Below are 24,144 nucleotides of genomic sequence, written 5' to 3'. Positions count from 1 at the left end.
ATACACCTAACAAATTGTTCAAGAGGGATTCGCAACGCGTGGCATTTTTACTATGCGCTGGTTTAAGTGATTAAGGTGGTATGCGGCGGCTTCGGTATTGCGTTGCTCACCCCTTAACAAGGCGTTATATGCAAGTGCCAAAATCAATACTAGGAATAGCCCGAAAGGCGGCTTGAACTCATTAACTTGTCTAGTTGTTTTTGAGCTTTCTTTGGGTTTTCGAGGTCGACAACTTCGATCATCTCACATTCATCTCGAACCATTTCATCGATCAGGCTAGGGTAGTGGCGACAATCTTCTGGTCGGTCGAGGTAAATACTGCAGGTGTATTTGTCTTTTTCTTCAACTTTGGTTTTTGGTGCTATTTCCAAAAACGGGCAACGGTGTAATTGCTCTCTTGTGTCGGGATCAAACCAAATTTTTCCGTCTTTCACATATTCAAAAATGTCCGGGTTAAATAGCTCCCATAAATCAATGTCTTCTTGGGTGGCAGCTAAATCACCATCACCATACTTGATACAGCATTTTCCACATTGGTTGCAGTCTTTCATGGATCTAACATCACATACTGGGTTCTTGTTTTAGTCTACCATCAAAAGTTATATCAGCTCCGAGCGCGGGTTGAGAATTTGCATATAACAAAGCGTTTAAGACGGATTCCCAACGCTCGGCATTTTTGGTTTGCTTCGGGTTAAGTGTTTACGGCACAATACTTTAAGTGCAGCGGTCTGCGTTGCTCACCACTTAACGCGGCGTTAGTACGGGTTTGGCATAAAAGGTCATAAGTTTTGGTGTTTATCTATTTTAGCGTTCGTCTTTACACCTTTCAGTTTGTACCTTTCACGTTCTTTCCGGTGGCACTATGTGGGGAGTGTTTGCTTTGATTTCACCGTTTACGGTTTCTAACTTTTAGCCAATTTCTTTGGTGCTTCTTCATTTTCGTGGTGGCTTTTGAGAGAACCTTGGTTGTAATTAATGCTGTCGTTGGAGTGCGAGGATCGAATCCTTTTCTAATTTGAAGCCAGTAAAAGTAGGGCAGTTCCGTGCGTTTTTCTTCTAGCTAACTCTCGTTCCTCAATGGCGGTAAAGTTTTGTAGTTGCCCGTCTCACTTCAGTGTTCAAAGTCTTTCATATCATGCTACTTTTCAATATCTTGGAGCGCATAAATAGAAGTAGCGCATGTACTAACAAATTGCTTAAGAGTGATTCGTAACGCGTGGCATTTTTACTTTGCGGTGGCTTATGTGATTAAGGCGCTGTGCGGTAGCTTTTGTATTGCGTTACTCACACCTTAGCAAGGCGTTAGTACGGGTTTGGCATCAAAGGTCATAAGTTTTGGTGTTTATCTGTTTTGGCATTCGTCTTTACACCTTTTAGTTTGTACCTTTCACGTTCTTTCCGGTGGCACTATATGCAGAGTGTTTGCTTTGATTTCACCGTTTACGGTTTCTAACTCTTAGCCTATTTCTTTAGCGCTTCTTCTCCTTCGTGGTTTTTACTGAGTCAAAATTGCCTTTCTTTGGTGTTGCCGTCGAAGTGCGAGGATCGAATCCTTTTCTAATTTGAAGCCAGTGAAAGTAGGGCAGTTCAGTGCGTTTTTCTTCTAGCCAACTTTCGTCTTTCAATCGGGGTAAAGTTTTGTAGCTGCCCGTCTCACTTCAGTGTTCAAAGCCTTTCATATTATGCCACTTTTCAATATCTTGGAGCGCATAAATAGAAGTAGCGCATGTACTAACAAATTGCTTAAGAGTGATTCGTAACGCGTGGCATTTTTACTATGCGGTGGCTTAGGGTGATTAAGGCGTTGTGCGGTAGCTTTTGTATTGCGTTACTCACACCTTAGCAAGGCGTTATAACTCACCATGCATTAAGTAGTAGGGATTATGGCAAGTAATAAAAAACACCATTTCGTACCACAATTCTATTTGAAGAATTTTTCTTTGGATGGAAAAAGTGTGAGTTTGTTTAACAAAACTTCACAGAAGATAGTTCATACAGCTCCTATCAAAACACAATGCTACAGAGATTACTTTTATGGTAAAGACTTAACGCTAGAAAAGTCACTAGGTGAATTGGAAGGTAAAGCTGCTCATTTGCTTCGTGAAGTTCAAAGGACAATATCTATACCTGAACGAAACAATCCGATGTACGACCAACTACTTTGGTATGTTGCAGTTCAAAGCTCAAGGACACAATATGCCGCCGATGAGATGTTTCAGATAAGAGAGCTATCATCTCAAAATGGTTTTTTAAAACCATTATCTGGTAGTGATCGCCCAGAAGCAGCACTTGATTATGCAAAACGTATGTTTGCAGGTTTCTATAGCTTAAGTAGTAAACTTGTCGTTAATCATACTGCTGAAAAATTTATAACGAGTGATAACCCTTGTGTATTCTATAATGTGCTAGCTGAACTAATAGGTTGTGGAAAAGGATGCCATGTCAATTCTGTGGGGCTTATAATAATTTTGCCTATATCACCGGAGATGAGCATCATATTTTATGATGATGCTGTTTATAAATTCGGTGACAAAAAAACACGTGTGATAGAACTGAAGGACAGCTCAGATGCTACCGAACTTAATAAGCTTCAGTTAGTGTCGGCGGAACAGAATGTCTATTTCCTTTCTACTGCCAGTGATCCGGTTAAATATCATGGATCAGCTAAAAAGCATTATCGAACAAAAAAAATCAACATTATCGAGAAAACAGATAAGTTTGGTGTTAATGCCACGAGAGTCAATATCGAAACTGGCATGAAATTATCGTTTTTAACGTTAAAAAAGAAAGCTAAGGTGCTAATGAAGTCACGAGATCGTTCAATTTTGGAACAAGGTCGTGATGAAAACCTTACTGCTGAGTTACTTTACCTATTTCAGCGCTTATACGATGGTTTCGTTAATGATGCTGAATTTGAAGAGAGTTTCTGGGAGCTGGCTAAAAAGAAGAGTATTCAAATGCAAGGCAAAGCATAGTGTTAGTGAGTTATAACAAACAATTCAAGAGTGATTCCTAACGCTTGGCATTTTTGGTGCTAAATTTGAGTTTAGTGTTTACGGTGGTAAGGTTGAGTTTCGTGGTAGCGTTACTCACACCTTAATTGGGCGTTATGTGATTCGAGAGGTATCAAATGAATCAAGCAGACATGGTATATAACCTGCTCAGTGGTGTTGTTGCAGATTTAAATAGTAGTTTTGGCTGCTCTTTAGCTTTGCACCAACAAAAGATCACAAAAAAACATATTAGTGTGAGTGGTGCCAACGGTAGGCTTTGGGTATCGCCATCGATTGGTGGCTATGATATTTCAGTTAGCGGCAAATCATTAGAAAAAGAACTGGTGCCGACCCTGACGTCATACTTTGGTCGCTGTGCTGATGGTTATAAGCAAAAAAACGCAAATAAGGGTTTTATGCATCAACCTTTCTGGAGAACCAGTGACTTCCAAGATGTTCAGGCTGTATGTCAAATGTACATGAAGACAGCCAAGTAAAAAATCACATAACAAATTGTTCAAGAGTGATTCGGCACGCGTGGCATTTTTACTATGCGTTAGGTTCAGTGGTTAAGGTGGTATGCGGTGGCTTAGGTATTGCGTGCCTCACACCTTAACAAGGCGTTAGGCATCAGGAGTGGTATGAATCCAGTTTTCGAAGAATTTAATAAATACGAAGCACTTTATTCCAAAGAGTGCTCGGAAAGGAAGCCATTTAACGATCGAATTCGTTACGCATCTGAAAGATGGATTGATAAACCTGCGTCTGAATTACCCGAGATTAAAATTAATTGGGATCTGTCTAAAAGTAGTCAACGACATAGTTTAGATCGATTTACTAAAGAGCAATTTTTAGAAGAATACCCAAATGGTTTTGCTGTAGGGCATTTGAGGTTAGAAGAGCTTGATCGGTGTTTACACAGTTTCAGCTATCGTGAAAAAGACAACATATGGGATGGAGGCTCTAAAAGTAAGTTGGCATTTTTAATTCAATACGCTCTGGAGGGGCATCCAGTTTCACCAATTTTAGTGAAGCCAATCTCTGAACAGGGCGTAATACTATATGGTGGACATCATCGTTATGCTTTAGCGAAAGCAACTGACTCGGATGTAGTACCAATTTGTGTTGAGTGGCAAAACGTAGAAGATATTAGTGGTTTGATCGATGTGACGTGGATAGATGCCTAACAAACTGTTTAAGAGTGATTCGCAACGCGTGGCATTTTTACTATGCGTTGGTTTTAGTGTTTGAGGTGGTATGCGGGAGCTTCGGTATTGCGTTGCTCACACCTTAACAGGGCGTTATGCGTTTCAGAGGTAATATGGAATATCTTCACTTAAAAAAAGATGCGTCACATATTCCCGTACTTCAGGTTGGGAAGTTTCGTTGCATAATTGTGGCTGAGGAAGCAGTAGCTGAAAGTTGGCAATCGAAATTGAGTTCTTGGCTAGTCGAGAGTGGTTGCATGTATGCTTTAGCTTGGGGTGTTAATGCCAGTTCTTGGGATACATCTATAGATATAGCTAATATCATTTACGTCGGAGATGGCGATTTGAATGATGCAAATTTGGTTATAACAACTTGGCACGATGATGAGCCGCTGTCAGAAGTCTTTTGGTTTGCAAAACATTTAGCATCACATCCTTACTATGAACTTAGAGATTCGGTAGTTATTCATATCTCTAGCAGTGAGTCACGTAGACAAGAGTTCGTCGAACTTTTAAAAAACGCATAACAAATTGTTCAAGAGTGATTCGGCACGCGTGGCATTTTTACTATGCGGTAGGTTTAGTGATTAAGGTGATATGCAGAGGCTTCAGTATTGCGTGCCTCACACCTTAACAAGGCGTTATGTGCTTCGAGGTCTAGGTTAAACATATGAAATTATTAACAGAAAATATCTGGTCTTTTATATCTAAAAGCTCACGAAATAGCGATAAAGCTTATGTCGCAGTAGCATATTTGGGCAATGGTGCCTCTGAAATGTTACGGCTTAAAAGTGGAGACATACTAGTTGTAGATGCAAGCGAGTCGAATGTTCGCTCTGGGGTTATAAATCCACTTGAACTACAAAAATTCGTAGGTTCGGGGGTTAATGTATTTTCTAAAGAAAACCTTCACGCTAAAGTTTTTGTTTTTGGTACTGAAACCTATGTTGGTAGTACTAATGTTTCAAATAATTCAGCGTCGAATCTCGTTGAAGCGGTAGTTTTTAGTGAAGAAGTTGGAATGGCAAAGTCATCAATTGAATTTATAACATCGATTGCGACTGAACGCTTAAGTCCAGAATACATCAAGTATCTCATATCAATTTACAATCCACCTAAGAGACCTCGTAAACGCCCAGAAGATATTGCTGAGTCGACGCTTTGGGTTCAAAAAATATATGATTATGAGTATTCAGAAGAAGAGTCAAATGCTCACGATGTTGGGGTAGTGAAATTTAAGTCAAAGGCTTCAAATAAGCCAGACTATGAGATGGACAGCATCAGGTATCGTGTTACCGAAACTCTTGCAAAAAATGTCAAAACAGGTGATTTACTAATAAAAGTCTATGAAGAGCACACATACGATCCAGTGCGAGTCTTAGGTGTCGAGCGAGCAACTAATAAACAATCTGTTGTAGTCATTGTGGAACAATTGATCGACGCTCCAGATTATTCTTCTAAAGATTTTCTTTCATACTTAGTGTCATTAGGTCATGAAAAGAGATTCAGAGCATTTACGAAGCCTGAACAACGTGAAAAAATCTTGAATTATTTCAAACGCACATAACAAAGCATTTAAGAGTGATTCCCAACGCATGGCATTTTTCATTCCATTGTTGGGTTCAGTGTTTACGGTGGTAAGGTTTAGTTTTTTGGTAGCGTTGCTCACACCTTAATGCGGCGTTAGTACGGGTTTGACATCAAAGGTCATAAGTTTTGGTGTTTATCTGTTTTGGCACTCGTCTTTACACCTTTCAGTTTGTACCTTTCACGTTCTTTCCGGTGGCACTATATGCGGAGTGTTCGCTTTGATTTCACCGTTTACGGTTCCTAACTCTTAGCCTATTTCTTTGGCGCTTTTTCGCTTCAGCTGTACTTCATAAGTGAATCCTATCTTTCTTTGAGTGTTGCCATCAAAGTGCGAGGATCGAATCCTTTTCTAATTTGAAGCTAGTGAAAGTAGGGCAGTTCAGTGCGTTTTTCTTCTAGCCAACTTTCGTCTTTCAATTGGGGTAAAGTTTTGTAGCTGCCCGTCTCACTTCAGTGTTCAAAGCCTTTCATATTATGCCACTTTTCAATATCTTGGAGCGCATAAATAGAAGTAGCGCATGTACTAACAAATTGCTTAAGAGTGATTCGTAACGCGTGGCATTTTTACTATGCGGTGGCTTATGGTGATCAAGGCGCTGTGCGGTAGCTTTTGTATTGCGTTACTCACACCTTAGCAAGGCGTTAAATTCTTGAGGGTTTATGAGAGCATTTCGAAATGTATCAAAAGGGGTGCAGGGTAGCCTCAAATCACTTTATTCCGCTTTAGACAATAAAACGAACGAGAGCATTGAAGATTGGCAATGTGTTGCAATCACAGTGTTCGATCATTGGTTAACACGAGAAGAGTTTGAGCAATATTTTACTAATCGTTCGTTAGACCAACAAGCCGATATCGACCTGCGTTGGCATTTGTTTCATCGTCTTCTGGCGGAGGACGTTTCGTGTTACCAGTACAAATATAGATCTGTTAGTCGGTTGATATTTAAGGAGCCAAGAAACAGTTCTTTGTTTGTCCGCCGTTTATCTAGGTTTTCAGTTACGGATGCTGATGCTTTGCAGCTCGTAATTCCAGAATATCGGGCTGTTTTCGTACAAGGTTATGACGATACATGTTCTCTTTACTTTGAGTGTCGAGAGTCTGTAAAGCCTCTACTCCATGAAATTAGAAAGTTGGGCATGTATACGTTAGAACGAATTTAACAAACTGTTTAAGAGTGATTCGCAACGCGTGGCATTTTTACTATGCGTTGTGTTTAGTGGTTAAGGTGGTTTGCGGAAGCATCGTATTGCGTTGCTCACACCTTAACAGGGCGTTATAGCTCAGGGGTAACATGAAGTATAAGTTAATTAAATCAATGGCTCACAATTTCACTCACTCATTTGTTGGTGGGTGCAACTATTTTGATGACGCATTTATATTTGAAGATTTATATACTTTAGCTCGCCTGAACAAAGGTAATCCAGTTCAGATTTCTTGGGTTCCAGCTCGTACTGAGGAGTTGTTTAGGCTTACTCCGAGAATTAGAAAATCAATAGGTTACTACCGAGAATGGCTTCCGAAACATGCAGCTAGTCACAATGTTTCTTTAGATCGCCTTAAAGAGTTTTATCTTCAGGTCTACATGGCTAAAAATCACCAGGTATATGTTAAAGCCATTACAATTGATGACCGGGGTAAGAGAGTTGAGCAATACGTTTACGCTTGAGCTATAACAAACAATTTAAGAGTGATTCAGCACGCTTGGCATTTTTGGTTTGAGTTAAGTTGAGTGATTACGGTGGTCTATTGAGTGTCGTGGTCGCGTGCTTCACACCTTAATTGGGCGTTAGTACAATCGAGGAAATATGAGTAATAACGAAAGTTTAAATTTTTTCATGCGATTCGTGCATGAAAAATACAAAAATGTAGTTGCTACAACGGATGAACTTGTAAAAAGTTTAGCTGGAGAAGATGCAAAAGATAAAAAGGCAAAAGCCCAATTCGTTAATAGTGCAACTGGAGATCTGATTTCAGCGTTGGCTAAAGCCGATCAACCAATATGGTTAAGCGGATTAAATCAACAGGTAAATTCATACGTTCAAAATAGAACAAATAGCTATAACGTAATGAAATTTATTATGGAAAATAGAGTTCAAATTACAACACATACGTGGGAATTTGATGAAAAGTCAGATGCATTTGATTTTGACTCGGTTTTCGAACGTTATCGCTCGGAAAGTAAGCTTCCAGAACTATTTGATGAGATAGTTAAGATACTAGAAGACATTAAAGATAGTGGTGAAGTTGATAGTGTCACAATGATGACCTCGCTGAGTAAAGTTATTGCGACCTTAAAAAAGAGCAAGGATGGTTCATATTTCTCAGTGAACAGTGCTTGGTCATTTCTGGTTTCATTCTTACAAAACTATATGTGGGCTGAGCTTACTAAACTACCTGTTCTCGGAACCGCTATGGAAGCTCTTAAAGAGACCATTGAGCAAACGAATGAAGAGATGTTTAAAGTACACACTGAAGTTCAAAATGAAATGCAAAGGTCAGTAGAAGAGCAGGTAAAAGGGCTAAAGCGTTCCAATTTCAATTTCATCGGCTACGACAAAACAGGACACAATCTAGAATCCCCAAAAGGAATCCAATCAATCAAAGAATCGGTGTAAAGATTGTACTAACAAACTGTTCAAGAGGGATTCGCAACGCGTGGCATTTTCACTATGCGTTGATTTTAGTGTTTAAGGTGGTTTGCGGCGGCTTCGGTATTGCGTTGCTCACCCCTTAACAGGGCGTTAGCTGCTCTCATCACAACAGAGGTGGTATGAATAAACAATTTTCTGGTCGAGACTCCTTACGTAAATGGCTAGCCACCGTCAGTGGTGTGATGATTTCAACCATTGTATTGGTTAATGATATAGACAAACTGGTGATTAATACGACTCACCCGAAGATGTTGTCTCAACTTATTTATGAGCGTCCAAGTGAGTTCCCTGACCAACCATATTTGGTCAGCTTTGAAAAGTCTGAGGATAAGAAGTCTGATGTATCTATTGATTATTCAAAAATGGTGATGGTTATTGCCATGGAGGCGACTTTAGCTCGTAGTGGTAGGCGCATTGGTGGATTAGAACCTTTGCTCAAAGAGCTTGGTTCGTATCAGTATTGCTGCACGAGTATGACTGAACACCCAGCGTATAAAATAGCTGGTTTGTGGGTAGTACAACCAACTATGCCAAACGAAATCGAAGAGTTAAAAGCAATTTTGGATAAGTTTGCAATGTCATATGCTTTCAGCGATGGAAGTGGTTTTATGACCCTTAACAATTTTCGCTTTAACGGTAATGGCGTATCCGTATACCCAGATATGCTAAGCAGCTAACAAACAATTTAAGAGTGATTCAGCACGCTTGGCATTTTTGGTTTGGGTTTAGTTCAGTGTTTACGGTAGTCAATTTGAGTACGGTGGTCGCGTGCTTCACACCTTAATTGGGCGTTAGGCTTTTTTAACAAGTTCGGAGTAGTATTGAAAAATTTAAGAAAGTTAGTTCATTACGGACTGTTAGTTATCTTGTTTGGTATTTGTTTCCAATCTGTGTTTGAAGTGCAGGCACGGAAAAAACTGAGTCTTCAGTTAGAAAACAAGATTCAGCAGTATGAAAGCAAAACTGTGGAATCTTTCAAAGAGATTGAAGCGCTTTTTAATTTGCCCGTGTACTCGGATGAATCACACAGTTATGAAGCAAACGAGTATGTTTACACTTACCGACGTATCAAAAATTACTTGGACGAATCACAAGTATCAACAGTTGATGTTCAAGTCTTAAAAGCAAACCAAGCTTTATTGCTTGCTGTTAGAGAAATCGGGTTGCAAATGAGTACAACTGAAGCCGGCAAGGTTGCAAGTGATCCTCTGATCTTTATCTATGAGAATTTATCTAAAAACGTGACGTTTGGTGAGGGTGCGGATCGCCTTTCAATACCTTTTTTTCCTGTCTTAAGCGATTCAACATTATTTCTAATTGCTCTTACTTGTGCTGGAGCTGTTGGTTCTGCGTTTAGGGCAATAAATGATATCCAGACAGCATTTGTTCGTCCGTTTTTAATAGGCTCAATCACCGGCTTTGTTGTTTTTCTCGTACTTCAAAGTGGTGTGTATCTCGTGTTTGCCGATGTCCGCACAGCATTGGTTGACTTTAATATGTATACAAACACACTTTTTGCCTTTGGTGCTGGGTTCTTTAATAACGAGTTAATCTCTTTTGTAAGGCAAAAATTAGTCAGTGCAACAGGACAAGCCTAACAAAGCGTTTAAGACGGATTCACAACGCTTGGCATTTTTGGTTTGTATCAGCTTAAGTGTTTACGGCACAATGGTTTAGGTTAGGTGGTTGCGTTGTTCACCACTTAACGCGGCGTTATGCCACTAAATGGAATACTGACGTAAGTCATATTCATTTAGTGGAGTATGTGGGATACTCACAGCTTCCAAATTTGTGAAAAATAGCAATGAACAAGTATTTATTTCCATTAAGCGCAATAATAGTGCTTTCTGGCTGCCAAACAACTATTGAAGCTCGCCAGTACAGTGTTTTAGACCCTGAATCCAACTTTAATACCAATAAGCCAATCGTAGTTGCTACGTTTGATGAGAACGACTTATCTTCTAAGTATTACATTCGTGCGGTAATTGACGCTCTAAAAGAGCGTGGGTTTACAAATGTTTACTCGTTACGAGAGTTGGCTGAGAGCAATTCTACACCAGTTGCTGCAGCATATATAAAGCTCGAAGAAAAATACGATACTTATACTTACGAGTCAGCGGACTATGGAATGGTCGATAGTGGTTACTCCACAACGAGCTGTACAGGTTTTGGTATTACGGCAACGTGTAATACAACAAAGCAGAAAACGTATGGTGTTACTGGTAAGTCTACAAAAACCGGTACTATGGTTTATCATTCATTCGCTTTACATTATTACGATCTAGCCACCAAGAAGAAAGTCCTATTCACTATGGGATCAACTTTTGATGAGTCTTGTCATAGTGATTTCTTGTACAAGTTTTTAATCGACGAAACTATTTCACGAACGGACTTTGAGCGACCACAGGATTACAAATACAAAATAAAACTACCTGAAGGGGTTAACTGTAAATAGTGGCATAACAAGCAATTTAAGCAGATTCGTAATGCTCGGCATTTTAGGTTTGAATAGGCTTTAGTGATTAGGGCACAATGTTCTGGTTAAGTGGTAGCGTTACTCACTACTTAATTGGGCGTTATGCCTTTGGAGAAACAATGGAATACAACCTAAGCCCTTCCTTTAAGCACGATAAAATTGAGGCTCCTTCATTTAGTGACTTAGTAGATGTTTTCGAAGACATCTGGCTACATCATCTCTTGAACCCAGCAAAAATTCTGTTGGATCATCAGCACTGTGAAGTTGCTGCTTTGTCTTTGCTCTCTACTTATTTTGAGTCTATCGAATGTTACATATCGGGAGCGAAAAGTGAGGGAAAGTCTAAAAAATTTTTCATTCAAGGATTTTGTCGAGTGTTTAGCTCTAACCTTAACGGAATTGAAGTCGCTGCAGGTCACTTTTATAAACATGTTCGTTGTGGCTTAGCTCATGAAGCAATGTTGAGTCATAAGGTGACTTTCAGCCCGTCATCGGTACATGCAATTTATGCTACTTACCGCAAAGATAATAAAGGAAACCTTATTCTCAATTCTGGTGTTACTTCAATCGTTGTAAATCCTCATTTAATATTTTCAGCGATAAATAATCACTTTCGACAGTACGTTGCTACCTTGCGCCAAGGTGAAGATAAGCAAGTCATGAGTAACTTCGAAAAAACAATAACTAGAGTGCTTGGTGATCAAAGCGAAGAACTTATCATTGGAGTTACTGAAGAAGAGTTTTTAGGGAAGCTGTAAGCACAGGCATAACAAACTGTTCAAGAGGGATTCGCAACGCGTGGCATTTTCACTATGCGTTGATTTTTGTGTTTAAGGTGGTGTGCGGTCGCTTCGGTATTGCGTTGCTCACCCCTTAACAGGGCGTTAGTACGGGTTTTACATCAAAGGTCATAAGTTTTGGTGTTTATCTGTTTTGGCGCTCGTCTTTGCACCTTTCAGTTTGTGCCTCTCACGTTCTTTCCGGTGGCACTACATGCGGAGTGTTTGCTTTGATTTCACCGTTTACGGCTTCTAACTCTTAGCCTATTTCTTTGGCGCTTCTTCATTTTCGTGGTGGCTTTTGAGAGAACCTTGATTATTTTTTGTGTGGCTGTTGAAGTTCGAGGAAAGAATCCTTTTCTAATTTGAAGCCAGTGAAAGTAGGGCTGTTCAGTGCGTTTTTCTTCTAGCCAACTTTCGTCTTTCATCTGGGGTAAAGTTTTGTAGCTGCCCGTCTCACTTCAGTGTTCAAAGCCTTTCATATCATGCTAGCTTTCAATATCTTGGAGCGCATAAATAGAAGTAGCGCATGTACTAACAAATTGCTTAAGAGTGATTCGTAACGCGTGGCATTTTTACTTTGCGGTGGCTTATGGTGATTAAGGCGCTGTGCGGTAGCTTTTGTATTGCGTTACTCACACCTTAGCAATGCGTTAGAAACGGGGTGGAAATCACAGTCTAAAATTTCAGAGTTAATCTTGTTCTGGGCTTGGCTTTTCACCTGAACCAGCGTGCCATTCACGTTCTTTCCGGTGGCACTATGTGCGGAGAGTTCGCTTTAAATTAGTCGGTTACGGTTTCTCACGCTGTAACTATTTCTTTCGCGCGGCTTCTTTGGTTTGGTGGGCTTTATTGGCTCAAATTGATTTCTTTATTGTGGTGGTTTGAGTTTCTACGCCCGAATTCTTTGTAAATTTGAAATCGGCAGCAGGGTAGTGTTTCTGCGTGTTTTTCTTCTACGCCAGCTCAAGTTTTGGGTGTGAGTTTTAGCTTGGCAGTTGTCCCTCTCACTTTCGAGTTTTCAGCCTTTCGTTTTGCCTATTTCTTCAATATCTTAGTGCTTACAATGAGTTACGTGGCATCGTTCTAACAAACAATTTAAGAGGGATTCCCCACGCTTGGCATTTTTGGTTCGGGTCAAGTTTAGTGATTACGGCGTCCAAATTGGGTATCGTGGTCGCGTGGCTCACCCCTTAATTGGGCGTTAGAACTGGTTTGAATTTAAGGGTTAAAGTCTTGGTGTTAATCTGTTTCAAGGCTTTGCTTTACACCTGATCTTGCATCAATTCTCAAGGTTCTTTCCGGTGGCACTATGTGTGGAGAGTTCGCTTTAAATTGGTCGATTACGGCTTCTAACACTGTAGCTATTTCTTTTGCTCGGCTTCTTTGTTTTGATAACTTTCTCGTTCAAACCTGAGTTTTTGGTGTGGTTGTTCGAGTATGAAGGTCGAATCCTTTTCTAATTTGAAAGGCGTGAAAGTAGGGTAGTTTCGTGTATTTTTCTTCGTCGGCAGCTTACGTTTTGAACGTGGGGTTAGGTTTCGGCGTTGTCCCTCTCACTTTCGAGTTTACAGCCTTTCGTTCTGCGTAATTCTTCAATATCGTAGTGCATACAAAAGGTTGGGAGCATCGTTCTAACAAACAATTTAAGAGTGACTCCAAACGCGTGCCGGTTTCGCTTCGCTCACAGTATGGCACGCTGATGTTTGTCGCACCTTAATTGGGCGTTAGGTTTCAAATCAAAATTAGGAGTATTACTTGTTGGATTGGTTAGCAGAAAATATGAGCGAGATCGGGGTAATATTTACAGTACTTGCTTTTGTGTTGTCATTGATAGTTTTGGCTTTTAGTTCATATCGATATGTTTTAATCAAGCGCAAAGATCAAATGCAATTAGAGTTTGACCATTATCATAGCTTAATCGCTCAACTTGTAGGTTCAGCAAAAAACACGGCGTCAATGAAACTAGACTCACAGGTTGCAATAGTGTTTGAGTTGCAACTACCAAGGTTTAAGCGTTACCGACCTGTGACAGTTCGTATTTTAAAGGGGCTAAATGACGAGTGGAAGTCAAAAACTCATCAGCGCTTACTGACTGAAATCGAACTAGCTATCAAAGCGATAGAAAAATGAAACCTAACAAACTGTTTAAGAGTGATTCGCAACGCGTGGCATTTTTACTATGCTTTGCGTTTAGTGTTTAAGGTGGTATGCGGGAGCATTGGTATTGCGTTGCTCACACCTTAACAGGGCGTTATACACTTTGGTGGTGATTTTGGATTAATATGAAAGAAATTATATTTACGGCAATTTTATCTGCTCTACTTACTGTAGCTGGTTCATATTATTTGATGAGTAGTCAACTAACAGCAGAGCAAAATTATTGGTTGAATCGACAGACCCAAGAGTTAGCAGAAAAGAAGCTAAACAAGCAAGTTGAGCTTCTGGAGTCTTTCAATGACATTTACTTGAACCTTCAACTCCAAAGCCTGAAAGCAATGACGGGCACAGCAAAATTTAAAGCAGATTTACATCTTTGCTATCAGGCAGTGGAGCTGAAAAGCTCTGAATACAAGTGTGATACCAGAATTGAAGAGCACTTGAAGGAAAAGCAGCGTTATCAACAGCAGGTATATAAACTCAGTGTATTGATGCAAATGTTTCCTCTGTATTTCTCAGATGAAGTCACAAGTAAAGTTCCAGTTATCCACGCCGCAGTCGTTAAAAATAACGAAAAGTTATTCGAACTCAGTACGTATGAGGTGAAAGGTAAGTACCTTGATACTGAGGCAACGGTGTACTTTGAACGCGAAATGGAAACCTCACCAGATTTTGAGAAAGCAAGAACTGAAGTTATTGATGCAATGCTTCGAGAAATCCAAAATGCCGAGAAGTCTTTGTACCGAAGTGCAGGGTAACACGTGTATAACAAAGCATTTAAGAGTGATTCGCAACGCTTGGCGTTTTCGCTTCGCTCAAGTATAGCCAAGCGCCGCTCACACCTTAATGCGGCGTTATGTGGCAGGGAGGATTTATGACCCCAGTAGCAGTTCTTGTTTATGTCCCTGATGTGGAAATAGGGCTTCAGTGGTATCAGCAAGCGTTCCCAGAAGCTGTTCCAATGTATCTTCCAGACTTCGATTTCACAGTACTCGATCTAAACGGGTTTTCTATCGAAATTGTTCAATCTGATGACAAAGTCTCTGAAGGTAAAAAGGGAACTGTACTCTATTGGTCTGTGCGTGACTTATCTGTTGCATTATCTCGTTTCGAAGCTCTTGGGGCATCTTTATATCGTGGTCCTATGGAGATCGAAAATGGACTCTCTATGTGCCAACTCGAAGATCCTTTTGGAAACTTAATCGGTCTACGTGGGGCAACCACATAACAAAGCGTTTAAGACAGATTCGCAACGCTCGGCATTTTTGGTTTGCTTTGATTTTAGTGTTTACGGCACAATAGTTTAGGTTCGGTGGTTAGCGTTGCTCACTACTTAACGCGGCGTTAGCTGAATAGGATGAAAACAATAGTAATGGAATACTTGGATAGACTGATTAGAGATTGCGAAACCGCTAAAACAGTGAAGCCAAAATCTGACTTTACGGTTGCTAGCTTTGATGAGGTTCCGGATATTGATAAAGGGATCTATATCATCAAAGAAGTTGGTGGATGTGCAGAAAGCACGTTTGAATCATTCGTAGACTTTAAACGGAAAAAGCTTAAAGCATGTAGCAAAGTAAATAGCCCATCACATGTTCTATATGTTGGATCTTCAACTACTGGCTTACGAAAACGGTTAAGGCAACACTTGGTTAATTGCCCCAACAAAACTTACTCCTTGCACATGTATCAATGGTTTGATGGTAAGTATGAGGTTCGTATTCTTGAATATGACGCTCCAATTAAAGTCCTTCAACTCATTGAGGATGCGATGTCATATGACTTGAAACCTGCTTTTGGTAAGCAAGGTGGAAACAATAAATAGGATCGCTTTGGCAATTCAGCTAACAAACTGTTCAAGAGGGATTCGCAACGCGTGGCATTTTCACTATGCGTTGGTTTTAGTGATTAAGGTGGTATGCGGGAGCTTCGGTAATGCGTTGCTCACACCTTAACAGGGCGTTAGTTGCTCAGCAGTGAAACTTTAATATTAGGGAAGCATTTGATGAATAAATATATAGTATCGACAGAAAACGAACTGGTTATCTTATTGGGAGATATGAAGCAACATTCGATAACTCCTGGAGACGAAATTGAGTTTAATTTGAATGGTACTTTTACCGCAAAACTTGTTCAAAGTTCTTTTAGTAATGGAGGAACTGACTTGATTGTTTTAGATAATGAGTATTGTATTTTGAATAGTCCTAATCAAAGAATTGTGATTCTAAAGGGGAAACATCACAATTACTCTGTTTATTGGCAAAACTGATAGAGTCGCAACTAACAAAGCATTTAAGAGTGATTCGCAACGCTTGGCATTTTCGCTTCGCTCAAGTATAGCCAAGCGTTACTCACACCTTAATGCAGCGTTAGCAATCAGGGAGAAATTGGAGTTGAGTGGTTATCAATCGAATTTAGAAAGTCAGCTGAACATGCTCAATGAGACTTGGGATACATTAATAAGTAACGGAGTCACCAACGAAACAGAGTTAGTTCTAGAATTTAGCTACTTATGTCCAAATAAAGCATCAGCCATTCAACTAAACGATGCTCTCGAAAACTATGAGTCACTGATCAGAAGTGAAGGGTTTATTAACCGCTCATGGTTTGTTGAAGGATATTCTCACCCGACAACGGTAACCAAAAACATCCTTGCTCAATGGTTAGACTTTATGGTTACAAAAGGTTGGGAGTTTCAATGTACCTTTGATGGTTTTGGGCTTCGTTTAGTTAAATTGCTAACAAACTGTTTAAGAGTGATTCGCAACGCGTGGCATTTTTACTATGCGTTAGTTTTAGTGTTTAAGGTGGTATGCGGTAGCATCGTTATTGCGTTGCTCACACCTTAACAGGGCGTTAGGTGTTCTCGAAAAAATGAACGTAGGAGTTAATATTGGATTTTAGTAATTCGAGTGTATCGAGTATCGATGCATCTTCTGTGTCTATCCCTAAACTGGAAGAAGATAGTGGGTATTCTTCTCAGAGGGCATACGCGGTAAAAGTACCAAAAGATGAAACAAACGAATTCGTTGTAGAAATTCGCTCATCAGATTTAAAAAAGGCAAGCAGATACATCGATGATTTATCCGGAATAGACTCAAAAGTAAGAGAGATTCTATTGTTTCTTGCTAGTGTATGTGGTGGCTCTTGGTTAAGCACATTGGCTTCTTCAAGTTCTGTTACTGGGTTTTATAAAGTCATATTTTTAGATTTATTTCCATTAGCGACAGTTGGGTGTCTAGTTGCATTTTTCTTCGTGAAATCATCAGAAAAAAAGAGTGCGTCGCAGATATCGAGAGAGTTGAAAGACATTCTTCCAACGCCGGAGAACACAATTAATAAAGGTGACATGCAGTGAATTTAAACGATATTTCTACTCAACTTTTGTTTACGACCACGCCAATAAAAACTGCCAAAAACGATGGTTCGGAGTCTATTGGTACTGGTTTTTTCTACAATAAACCGCACCCGACAAATAAAGAACTCTATATGCCAATGCTAATTACCAACAAGCATGTGGTTGAAGGTGCCAAAGAAGGTATTATTCAGATGTATCGCTCAACGTCTAATGGTGAACCCATTACTGAGCAGCGTATTACAATAACTTTAGATGAAAGCTTTTTCAAATCGTTCATTGTCGATTCGGAGTATGACTTGGCTGCCATCCCTATTACGGGCGTTTTTGAGTTAGCAGCGAAGAATGGAGATAATCTGTTTTATCGTGCATTAGATGATTCTTTGTTTCCAAGCGATAGCATGGAGAAAGAGTTGTCAGCTTTAGAGGATATCATTTTTATTGGGTACCCTAGTGGGATCGTCGATTCAAAAACTGGTTTGCCACTTATACGCCAAGGAATAACTTCGTCTCCGGTTTGGTCTAGTTTTGAGTCAAAAAATCAGTTTCTAATTGACGCAGGTGTATTTCCAGGATCAAGCGGTAGCCCTGTGTTTATATACAATAATGGTAGCTATCCATCTAATGGTAATTTGGTCGTTGGGTCTAGGGTTTTGTTAGTAGGTGTCATTTATCAAACGATGCAAACGGGAGAAAAAGCTTACCTTGGTTTAGGCAAAGTAATTAACCAGAAAGAAATAAAAAGATTCGTTGATTCAATAAGATAAACACCTAACAATCTGTTTAAGAGTGATTCGCAACGCATGGCATTTTCACTATGCGTTGGTTTTAGTGTTTAAGGCGGTATGCGGGAGCTTCGGTATTGCGTTGCTCACACCTTAACAGGGCGTTATGCAACAAGCAATAGTTCAAGGTTCGTTATGATTTTAGATTATTCTCAATTTGTGTCTCACCACGGTTCATACGGAAGAAACTCCCAGCAAGAAGTGAATCGGGAATTATTTTACTCCGTTAGAGGTGTATGTCCTTTTTGTAGCACACAGAGTATCAAAACTCACAATGAAGCTTTTGTTGATGTTAATTCTCTTCCTGGTGCTGAATGGCATAAAGTTGAAACTGTATGGAGTTGTGATTGCGGTTGGTGGGAATACTACTTCTATAGCTACATAAATGGAGAGCAAGAATGGGGTATGAAAGATTGGGATTTAACAATCAATAGTGGCTCCTTGAGAAAGTTTGAAGTAGGCAGTAATGAAGTCCCAATAGAGATATTACAACGATATCTTCAAGATAATGCATCTAGAATTTATGATATTCATCATAAAAAAATGGAACAGCTTGTAGGGGCTGTTTTTAAAGAACACTACGCATGTAATGCTCATGTTGTAGGTAAGTCCAACGATGGTGGTGTGGATGTGGTGTTGCTTGAATCAGACATTCCAACGGTTGTTCAAGTTAAACGACGTACGGCTTCAGGTAAAACTGAATCTGTAAAAGAAATTCGTGATTTACTCGGAGCAACAGGGCTATATGGTGCAAGGCGCTCAATTTTTGTCACTACAGCGGATAAATTTTCGCCTCAAGCTATTGCAGCTAGAAACTTGGCTATTGAAAGAAATATGGTTGATAAGTTTGAGCTTTATGATTTTGAAAAATTTGCTGGCCTTTTAGATCTACATAGAAAAGAGGCAGTTGAACCATGGAAAGAAATGATTCAATTAAAACTGTAGTGGAAAAGTTGCATAACAAAGCATTTAAGAGTGATTCCCAACGCATGGCATTTTTCATTCCAACTTTGAGTGCGGTGTTTACGGTGGTAACGTTAGGTTTCGTGGTAGCGTTGCTCACACCTTAATGCGGCGTTATGTGATTCGAGAGGATTTGGTATGGAGATTCAGACTGTTGGTAAAGGGGCGCTTGGTGTGCTTTCTTGCTTAAAGAGTGCCTACGATAACTCTAGAAAGCGCAAGATAGATACTTTTATGAAGTATGTCGATGCACGGTATGAGGTAATGTCAGTTGATGAAAGAGACCAATTAGTAAGGTATTTAGAAACTGATGAAGGGCAAGATCTTCTCTCAGATTATGTCACTAATGCGCTAAATACGAGTAGTAAGACTGTCGTTATGGCATATGCTTTACTGTACTGTGATGATGCAGATTTTGGTTTTACTGTTTCTGAGAAAAGGTCTATTGTTTCATCTCTTCAAGGTATTAGTGACGAACTCGTTTCACTATTCATAGAGCTTTCGAAGATAAAACCCACCCATGAATTTGAAATGTTTAATAGAGTACTCGTCACTCATCACGTTGGTGAGAATATTGAACATGGCGGAAACCTGTACGTCGATGTTGCAGACTTAATTCGACGAGGTTTACTGCTGTCGGATCCCAAGCCAAACGTGACCGACAGCAATGATTGGAATATTGCATTTGCGATCTCTCCACTAGCTATGCAGTGCGTGAGGTTGTTGGAAAAGAGTGAATCATTACTAAAATCACATAACAATATATTCAAGTAGATTCGCAATGCTTGGTATTTTGGGTTTGAATCAGGTTTAGTGTTTCCGGCTAAATACTTTAGGTTGGTGGTAGCGTTAGTCACTACTTAATTTGGTGTTATGTGTATGGAGGTTTGAATGAGTCATAAAGAAAGAATCAATGTATTATTTAATCAAATGGCGGATGAGCTATTTGATTTTATCCTTAAGTCTGAAGATGCATTTCCAGAAAAGTGGGTTCCTGCTGCATTCATTAAAGAACAGCTCGGTCTTTTAAAAAATGCATATCCTCAGGGGAATAAAACCGACAATCGTACAGGTTGGTTTTTTGCAACATTAGCTCGACATCTACAAGATCAGAATCGTGTGAGCTTTAAAAAGGAAGGCTCACGGTCGTTCTATCAGACGAAATAAATCACATAACAATCTGTTTAAGAGTGATTCGCAACGCGTGGCATTTTTACTATGCGTTGCTTTTAGTGTTTAAGGTGGTATGCGGTAGCTTCGGTATTGCGTTGCTCACACCTTAACAGGGCGTTAAGTAGCTACTTTAGTATGCCCTAACGCTGAATGTTGCTACTGTTATGTTTCTGTTTTAAAATCTCTTTCGGCTTATGGGCAGATTTTTAGCTCGCGTTTCGCGAGCAGTGAAAAAAACGTCCGAACGGATTGCCGAGTAGAATATTTCGTATCATAAGGTATGAGACTATAGTGCGTAGGAGTGCCCATAAGCCGTCACTTCATGGGAAATTTAATGTCAAAATTAAATCGGTTAAGATTGATATCAACAAAGCCTAGTTTTGCAAGACTCTTAGGAGTTGATGCCGCATTCCTGACCCGTTGTTTGTATATCAATAGGCCTGAAAATCAATACCACCAGTTCCCAATTAAGAAAAAGTCTGGTGGGGAACGTATAATTCACGCACCTTCAGATGAATTGAAAAGCCTTCAAAAATGTTTGTCCATACTTTTATTAGACTGCATTGATGAAATCAATGCTAAAAAGTACCCACATTCACAGCATGTAAAGCCTAAACTTCGAAAAAATGGTGAGCCTGACTACGCCGCAGAAGTGTTGAAGATAAAGATCCCTTCGGCTTTATCTAAACAATCAACGCTTGCTCATGGATTTGTAAGAGATCGCTCTATTATAACTAACGCTATGATGCATGTCGGTCAGAGGCATGTACTTAATATCGACTTAAAAGACTTTTTTGGTAGCTTCAATTTTGGTCGCGTTCGTGGCTTTTTCATTAAGAACGCTCATTTCCAATTGGATCCACACATTGCCACAGTTATGGCACAAATAGCCTGTTTCGATAATAAGTTACCTCAAGGAAGTCCTTGCTCGCCTGTAATAACTAATTTGATAGCCCATAGTCTTGATATACGCCTAGCATCATTGGCAAAGAAGTATAAATGCACATATACAAGGTATGCTGATGACATAACTTTCTCCACAAGACAAGCTGAATTCCCTGCAGGCTTAATGATGCAAGACGCAAATGGTTATGTACCAGGGAGAAAGCTAAGAAGTGAAATAGAAAGAGCTGGCTTTTACATCAATGGTAATAAAACCCGTATTCAGTATAAAGACTCACGTCAGGAAGTTACGGGGCTCATAGTAAATAAAAAGCCAAACATAAGGAAAGAGTATTGGCGCTTAGTAAGAGCAAAGTGTAATCAACTTTTCAAAACAGGAAAATTCACTTCAAAAGAAGAAGACAAAGAAGTTGAAGGAAACCTTTATGAATTAGAAGGCCAACTAAACTTTATAGATCAAGTAGATCACTATAATCGATTGAGGCAAAAATCCCCGTTGAGCAATGAGTATGCGGTAAATAAGGTTGGGAAAAATACTCGTTTGATATTAACGGGTAGAGAAAAGACATTCAGTCAATTCTTATTTTACCGAATGTTTTGTGGGAATGAGAAGCCAACAATACTATGTGAGGGTAAAACGGACAACGTTTACTTGAAAGCAGCTATTAGTAGCTTAAAAGGGAGTTACCCTCAGTTAGCAAGAGTAAGTGGCGAAAAGTATGAGCTGTTAGTTCGTTTTGTAGAATACTCAAAGCGTACTCGATTTTTGTTGGAGTTATTTGGTGGTGCTGACTATCTTCGAGGTTTTATCGATAGTTTTGAACGAAATATGAAGACCTATAGTTCCATAAAACCTACGAACCCAGTAATAATTTTTCTTGATAATGACAAAGGACCACAGCAAATAGTCAACCTGCTAACATCTAAAACCTTTGTCAATAAGATCAAGCTTTTCCCTGCGACATTAGATGCTAAGCAAGATATTAGAAAATCTGAGTTTATCCATATAGTTAAAAATCTATACGTGATTTTTACACCTTTGACAAATTCCGGTAGTGAGACCGATATAGAGTACTTCTTTGATGAAAAAACCAGACTATTGAAGCATTCAAATGGAAAATGCTTCAATACCGTACAAAATAGAAACTCAAAAACTGACCTTAGTAAAGACTCTTTCGCCACCCATATTGTTAAAGAGAAAAAGAAGGACATTGATTTTATGGATTTTAAGCCATTATTAGATTCCATAGTTAAAGTTATTAACCACTATGACTCTTTAAAATAGGAAGTTGTCGCTACTTAACAAACTGTTTAAGAGTGATTCGCAACGCGTGGCATTTTTACTATGCGTTAGTTTTAGTGTTTAAGGTGGTATGCGGAAGCATCGGTATTGCGTTGCTCACACCTTAACAGGGCGTTAGTACGGGTTTGGCATCAAAGGTCATAAGTTTCGGTGTTTATCTGTTTTGGTGCTCGTATTTACACCTAACAGTTTGTACCTTTCACGTCCTTTCCGGTGGCACTATATGCGTAGTGTTCGCTTTGATTTCACCGTTTACGGTTTCCAACTCTTAGCCTATTTCTTTGGTGCTTCTTCTCTTTCGTGGTTTTTACTAAGTCAGAATTGTCTTTCTTTGATGTTGCCGTCGAAGTGCGAGGAACGAATCCTTTACTAATTTGAAGTCAGTAAAAGTAGGGGAGTTCAGTGCGTTTTTCTTCTAGCTAACTTTCGTCTCTCAATGACGGTAAAGTTTTGTAGCTGCCCGTCTCACTTCAGTGTTCAAAGCCTTTTATATCATGCCACTTTTCAATATCTTGGAGTGCACAAATAGAAGTAGCGCATGTACTAACAAATTGCTTAAGAGTGATTCGTAACGCGTGGCATTTTTACTTTGCGGTGGCTTATGTGATTAAGGCGCTGTGCGGTAGCTTTTGTATTGCGTTACTCACACCTTAGCAAGGCGTTAGGGCTCACAGATCAAATTAGTCTAATATTAACAATTACATTATGTCCATAAGGAATGTGGAATGAACGAGATCATAAAAAATGTTCTTTCGACTGTTATAGGAGCAGCTATAGTAGCCGGGTTTGGGTATGTTTTAGTTGTAAAAGAGAACCAAATAAAAATAGAAGAGCTTCAGAATGCTATAAACCAGCAAAGTATTAATCTGGCAGCATTTAGTGATAGACAAGACGTCGCTATCAACTCGATTAGACTATTTGTTGTATCTAATCACCCTAACAAAGATCACTCTACTCTATTATCTCAAGTATCTTTAAGAAAGTTACAAGGGTTATCGCCTGAAGAGTATCCAATTTTGGTTAGGGGACTGAACAATATTGTGGAGCCTGGAGACAATCCACCTCAAATGACGGCAGACTTTTCACAGTTACTTTTAGAGCACAACCTAGAAGAAGCAGACTTAAACCGATATGTCGCAGAATTAAAACTAAAAAAGCCCTAACAAGCAATTTAAGAGGGATTCACAACGCTCGGCATTTTTGCTTCTACTTCAAATTTAGTGTTTATGGCACAATGCTTTAGGTTGGGTGGAGGCGTTGTTCACCCCTTAATTGGGCGTTAGTACGGGTTTAGCATCAAAGGTCATCAGTTTTGGTGTTTATCTGTTTTGGCGTTCGTCTTTTCACCTTTCAGTTTGTACCTTTCACGTTCTTTCCGGTGGCACTATGTGCGGAGTGTTTGCTTTGATTTCACCGTTTACGGTTTCTAAATTTTAGCCTATTTCTTTGGTGCTTCTTCATTTTCGTGGTGGCTTTTGAGAGAGCCTTGGTTGTAATTGATGCTGTCGTCGGAGTACGAGGATCGAATCCTTTTCTAATTTGAAGCCAGTAAAAGTAGGGCAGTTCCGTGCGTTTTTCTTCTAGCCAACTCTCGTTCCTCAATGGCGGTAAAGTTTTGTAGCTGCCCGTCTCACTTCAGTGTTCAAAGTCTTTCATATCATGCTACTTTTCAATATCTTGGAGCGCATAAATAGAAGCAGCGCATGTACTAACAAATTGCTTAAGAGTGATTCGTAACGCGTGGCATTTTTACTATGCGGTGGCTTAGGGTGATTAAGGCGCTGTGCGGTAGCTTTTGTATTGC

The 24,144-nt window shown here is 39.6% G+C and carries 25 protein-coding genes; 24 read left to right on the top strand and 1 reads right to left on the bottom strand.

Annotation, left to right across the window (positions count from 1 at the left end; translation table 11 throughout):
* Positions 1-149: 149 nt before the first annotated feature.
* Positions 150-551, bottom strand: a complete 402-nt coding sequence (locus ATB76_RS25395; protein WP_045460662.1) for a YkgJ family cysteine cluster protein — start codon at positions 549-551, stop codon at positions 150-152.
* Positions 552-1,883: 1,332 nt separating this feature from the next.
* Between ATB76_RS25395 and ATB76_RS25390 the strand changes: the two genes are divergently transcribed.
* From ATB76_RS25390 to ATB76_RS25270, 24 genes are all read left to right on the top strand, one after another.
* A complete protein-coding gene (locus ATB76_RS25390; protein ID WP_061036316.1) occupies positions 1,884-2,975 on the top strand; it encodes a DUF4238 domain-containing protein in 1,092 nt (363 codons plus the stop codon).
* A gap of 155 nt (positions 2,976-3,130) precedes the next feature.
* Complete coding sequence (locus ATB76_RS25385) at positions 3,131-3,490, top strand: hypothetical protein (RefSeq protein WP_061036315.1); 360 nt, start codon at positions 3,131-3,133, stop codon at positions 3,488-3,490.
* A 144-nt stretch (positions 3,491-3,634) separates the two neighbouring features.
* Positions 3,635-4,180: a hypothetical protein gene (locus ATB76_RS25380; protein WP_061036314.1), complete on the top strand. Its 546-nt coding sequence runs from the start codon at positions 3,635-3,637 to the stop codon at positions 4,178-4,180.
* Between the two features lie 134 nt (positions 4,181-4,314).
* Positions 4,315-4,728 carry a hypothetical protein gene (locus ATB76_RS25375; protein ID WP_061036313.1) on the top strand — a complete coding sequence of 138 codons (414 nt, stop codon included), beginning with the start codon at positions 4,315-4,317 and terminating at the stop codon, positions 4,726-4,728.
* 143 nt (positions 4,729-4,871) lie between these two features.
* Complete coding sequence (locus tag ATB76_RS25370; protein ID WP_061036312.1) at positions 4,872-5,768, top strand: phospholipase D family protein; 897 nt, start codon at positions 4,872-4,874, stop codon at positions 5,766-5,768.
* A gap of 1,315 nt (positions 5,769-7,083) precedes the next feature.
* Positions 7,084-7,458, top strand: coding sequence for a hypothetical protein (locus ATB76_RS25360; protein WP_054757266.1), 375 nt, complete (start codon positions 7,084-7,086; stop codon positions 7,456-7,458).
* Positions 7,459-7,597: 139 nt separating this feature from the next.
* Positions 7,598-8,407 (top strand): hypothetical protein, encoded by an 810-nt coding sequence (locus ATB76_RS25355; protein WP_025441708.1) that lies wholly within the window; start codon positions 7,598-7,600, stop codon positions 8,405-8,407.
* A 155-nt stretch (positions 8,408-8,562) separates the two neighbouring features.
* Positions 8,563-9,120 (top strand): hypothetical protein, encoded by a 558-nt coding sequence (locus ATB76_RS25350; protein WP_225491312.1) that lies wholly within the window; start codon positions 8,563-8,565, stop codon positions 9,118-9,120.
* 144 nt (positions 9,121-9,264) lie between these two features.
* Positions 9,265-10,041 (top strand): hypothetical protein, encoded by a 777-nt coding sequence (locus ATB76_RS25345; RefSeq protein WP_053051986.1) that lies wholly within the window; start codon positions 9,265-9,267, stop codon positions 10,039-10,041.
* A 206-nt stretch (positions 10,042-10,247) separates the two neighbouring features.
* Positions 10,248-10,898: a lipoprotein gene (locus ATB76_RS25340; protein WP_146067539.1), complete on the top strand. Its 651-nt coding sequence runs from the start codon at positions 10,248-10,250 to the stop codon at positions 10,896-10,898.
* Between the two features lie 140 nt (positions 10,899-11,038).
* Positions 11,039-11,677 (top strand): hypothetical protein, encoded by a 639-nt coding sequence (locus ATB76_RS25335; protein ID WP_022593437.1) that lies wholly within the window; start codon positions 11,039-11,041, stop codon positions 11,675-11,677.
* 1,779 nt (positions 11,678-13,456) lie between these two features.
* Positions 13,457-13,831, top strand: coding sequence for a hypothetical protein (locus ATB76_RS25330; RefSeq protein ID WP_061036310.1), 375 nt, complete (start codon positions 13,457-13,459; stop codon positions 13,829-13,831).
* 152 nt (positions 13,832-13,983) lie between these two features.
* Positions 13,984-14,616, top strand: coding sequence for a hypothetical protein (locus tag ATB76_RS25325; RefSeq protein WP_061036309.1), 633 nt, complete (start codon positions 13,984-13,986; stop codon positions 14,614-14,616).
* 116 nt (positions 14,617-14,732) lie between these two features.
* A complete protein-coding gene (locus ATB76_RS25320) occupies positions 14,733-15,086 on the top strand; it encodes a VOC family protein (RefSeq protein ID WP_061036308.1) in 354 nt (117 codons plus the stop codon).
* Positions 15,087-15,215: 129 nt separating this feature from the next.
* Entirely contained in the window at positions 15,216-15,683 is a 468-nt protein-coding gene (locus ATB76_RS25315; RefSeq protein WP_240538052.1) for a GIY-YIG nuclease family protein, read from the top strand.
* 180 nt (positions 15,684-15,863) lie between these two features.
* Positions 15,864-16,127, top strand: a complete 264-nt coding sequence (locus ATB76_RS25310) for a hypothetical protein (protein WP_061036307.1) — start codon at positions 15,864-15,866, stop codon at positions 16,125-16,127.
* A 124-nt stretch (positions 16,128-16,251) separates the two neighbouring features.
* Positions 16,252-16,707, top strand: coding sequence for a hypothetical protein (locus ATB76_RS28915; RefSeq protein WP_308619596.1), 456 nt, complete (start codon positions 16,252-16,254; stop codon positions 16,705-16,707).
* A 44-nt stretch (positions 16,708-16,751) separates the two neighbouring features.
* Positions 16,752-17,216: a hypothetical protein gene (locus tag ATB76_RS25300; RefSeq protein ID WP_061036305.1), complete on the top strand. Its 465-nt coding sequence runs from the start codon at positions 16,752-16,754 to the stop codon at positions 17,214-17,216.
* Complete coding sequence (locus ATB76_RS25295) at positions 17,213-17,980, top strand: serine protease (protein ID WP_061036304.1); 768 nt, start codon at positions 17,213-17,215, stop codon at positions 17,978-17,980. Before ATB76_RS25300 ends, ATB76_RS25295 begins: the two co-directional genes overlap by 4 nt.
* A 153-nt stretch (positions 17,981-18,133) precedes the next feature.
* Positions 18,134-18,943, top strand: coding sequence for a restriction endonuclease (locus tag ATB76_RS25290; protein ID WP_061036303.1), 810 nt, complete (start codon positions 18,134-18,136; stop codon positions 18,941-18,943).
* 156 nt (positions 18,944-19,099) lie between these two features.
* Positions 19,100-19,735 carry a hypothetical protein gene (locus tag ATB76_RS28510; RefSeq protein ID WP_061036302.1) on the top strand — a complete coding sequence of 212 codons (636 nt, stop codon included), beginning with the start codon at positions 19,100-19,102 and terminating at the stop codon, positions 19,733-19,735.
* A gap of 117 nt (positions 19,736-19,852) precedes the next feature.
* Positions 19,853-20,128 (top strand): hypothetical protein, encoded by a 276-nt coding sequence (locus ATB76_RS25280; RefSeq protein WP_050926336.1) that lies wholly within the window; start codon positions 19,853-19,855, stop codon positions 20,126-20,128.
* A 340-nt stretch (positions 20,129-20,468) separates the two neighbouring features.
* Entirely contained in the window at positions 20,469-22,322 is a 1,854-nt protein-coding gene (locus tag ATB76_RS25275) for a retron Ec67 family RNA-directed DNA polymerase/endonuclease (protein WP_061036317.1), read from the top strand.
* Between the two features lie 743 nt (positions 22,323-23,065).
* Positions 23,066-23,503, top strand: coding sequence for a hypothetical protein (locus tag ATB76_RS25270; protein ID WP_061036301.1), 438 nt, complete (start codon positions 23,066-23,068; stop codon positions 23,501-23,503).
* The last annotated feature ends 641 nt before the right edge of the window (positions 23,504-24,144 follow it).

The organism is Vibrio sp. MOR3 (genome assembly GCF_001557775.1).
Taxonomy (GTDB): Bacteria; Pseudomonadota; Gammaproteobacteria; order Enterobacterales; family Vibrionaceae; genus Vibrio; species Vibrio jasicida.
This window is presented reverse-complemented; position numbering and strand designations above follow the sequence as displayed.

Excerpts from the sequence above, each read along its gene's own strand:
- ATB76_RS25395 (WP_045460662.1), bottom strand. The coding sequence starts at position 551 with ATGAAAGACTGCAACCAATGTGGAAAATGCTGTATCAAGTATGGTGAT.
- ATB76_RS25390 (WP_061036316.1), top strand. The coding sequence starts at position 1,884 with ATGGCAAGTAATAAAAAACACCATTTCGTACCACAATTCTATTTGAAG.
- ATB76_RS25385 (WP_061036315.1), top strand. The coding sequence starts at position 3,131 with ATGAATCAAGCAGACATGGTATATAACCTGCTCAGTGGTGTTGTTGCA.
- ATB76_RS25380 (WP_061036314.1), top strand. The coding sequence starts at position 3,635 with ATGAATCCAGTTTTCGAAGAATTTAATAAATACGAAGCACTTTATTCC.
- ATB76_RS25375 (WP_061036313.1), top strand. The coding sequence starts at position 4,315 with ATGGAATATCTTCACTTAAAAAAAGATGCGTCACATATTCCCGTACTT.
- ATB76_RS25370 (WP_061036312.1), top strand. The coding sequence starts at position 4,872 with ATGAAATTATTAACAGAAAATATCTGGTCTTTTATATCTAAAAGCTCA.
- ATB76_RS25360 (WP_054757266.1), top strand. The coding sequence starts at position 7,084 with ATGAAGTATAAGTTAATTAAATCAATGGCTCACAATTTCACTCACTCA.
- ATB76_RS25355 (WP_025441708.1), top strand. The coding sequence starts at position 7,598 with ATGAGTAATAACGAAAGTTTAAATTTTTTCATGCGATTCGTGCATGAA.
- ATB76_RS25350 (WP_225491312.1), top strand. The coding sequence starts at position 8,563 with ATGAATAAACAATTTTCTGGTCGAGACTCCTTACGTAAATGGCTAGCC.
- ATB76_RS25340 (WP_146067539.1), top strand. The coding sequence starts at position 10,248 with ATGAACAAGTATTTATTTCCATTAAGCGCAATAATAGTGCTTTCTGGC.
- ATB76_RS25335 (WP_022593437.1), top strand. The coding sequence starts at position 11,039 with ATGGAATACAACCTAAGCCCTTCCTTTAAGCACGATAAAATTGAGGCT.
- ATB76_RS25325 (WP_061036309.1), top strand. The coding sequence starts at position 13,984 with ATGAAAGAAATTATATTTACGGCAATTTTATCTGCTCTACTTACTGTA.
- ATB76_RS25320 (WP_061036308.1), top strand. The coding sequence starts at position 14,733 with ATGACCCCAGTAGCAGTTCTTGTTTATGTCCCTGATGTGGAAATAGGG.
- ATB76_RS25315 (WP_240538052.1), top strand. The coding sequence starts at position 15,216 with ATGAAAACAATAGTAATGGAATACTTGGATAGACTGATTAGAGATTGC.
- ATB76_RS25310 (WP_061036307.1), top strand. The coding sequence starts at position 15,864 with ATGAATAAATATATAGTATCGACAGAAAACGAACTGGTTATCTTATTG.
- ATB76_RS25290 (WP_061036303.1), top strand. The coding sequence starts at position 18,134 with ATGATTTTAGATTATTCTCAATTTGTGTCTCACCACGGTTCATACGGA.
- ATB76_RS28510 (WP_061036302.1), top strand. The coding sequence starts at position 19,100 with ATGGAGATTCAGACTGTTGGTAAAGGGGCGCTTGGTGTGCTTTCTTGC.
- ATB76_RS25280 (WP_050926336.1), top strand. The coding sequence starts at position 19,853 with ATGAGTCATAAAGAAAGAATCAATGTATTATTTAATCAAATGGCGGAT.
- ATB76_RS25275 (WP_061036317.1), top strand. The coding sequence starts at position 20,469 with ATGTCAAAATTAAATCGGTTAAGATTGATATCAACAAAGCCTAGTTTT.
- ATB76_RS25270 (WP_061036301.1), top strand. The coding sequence starts at position 23,066 with ATGAACGAGATCATAAAAAATGTTCTTTCGACTGTTATAGGAGCAGCT.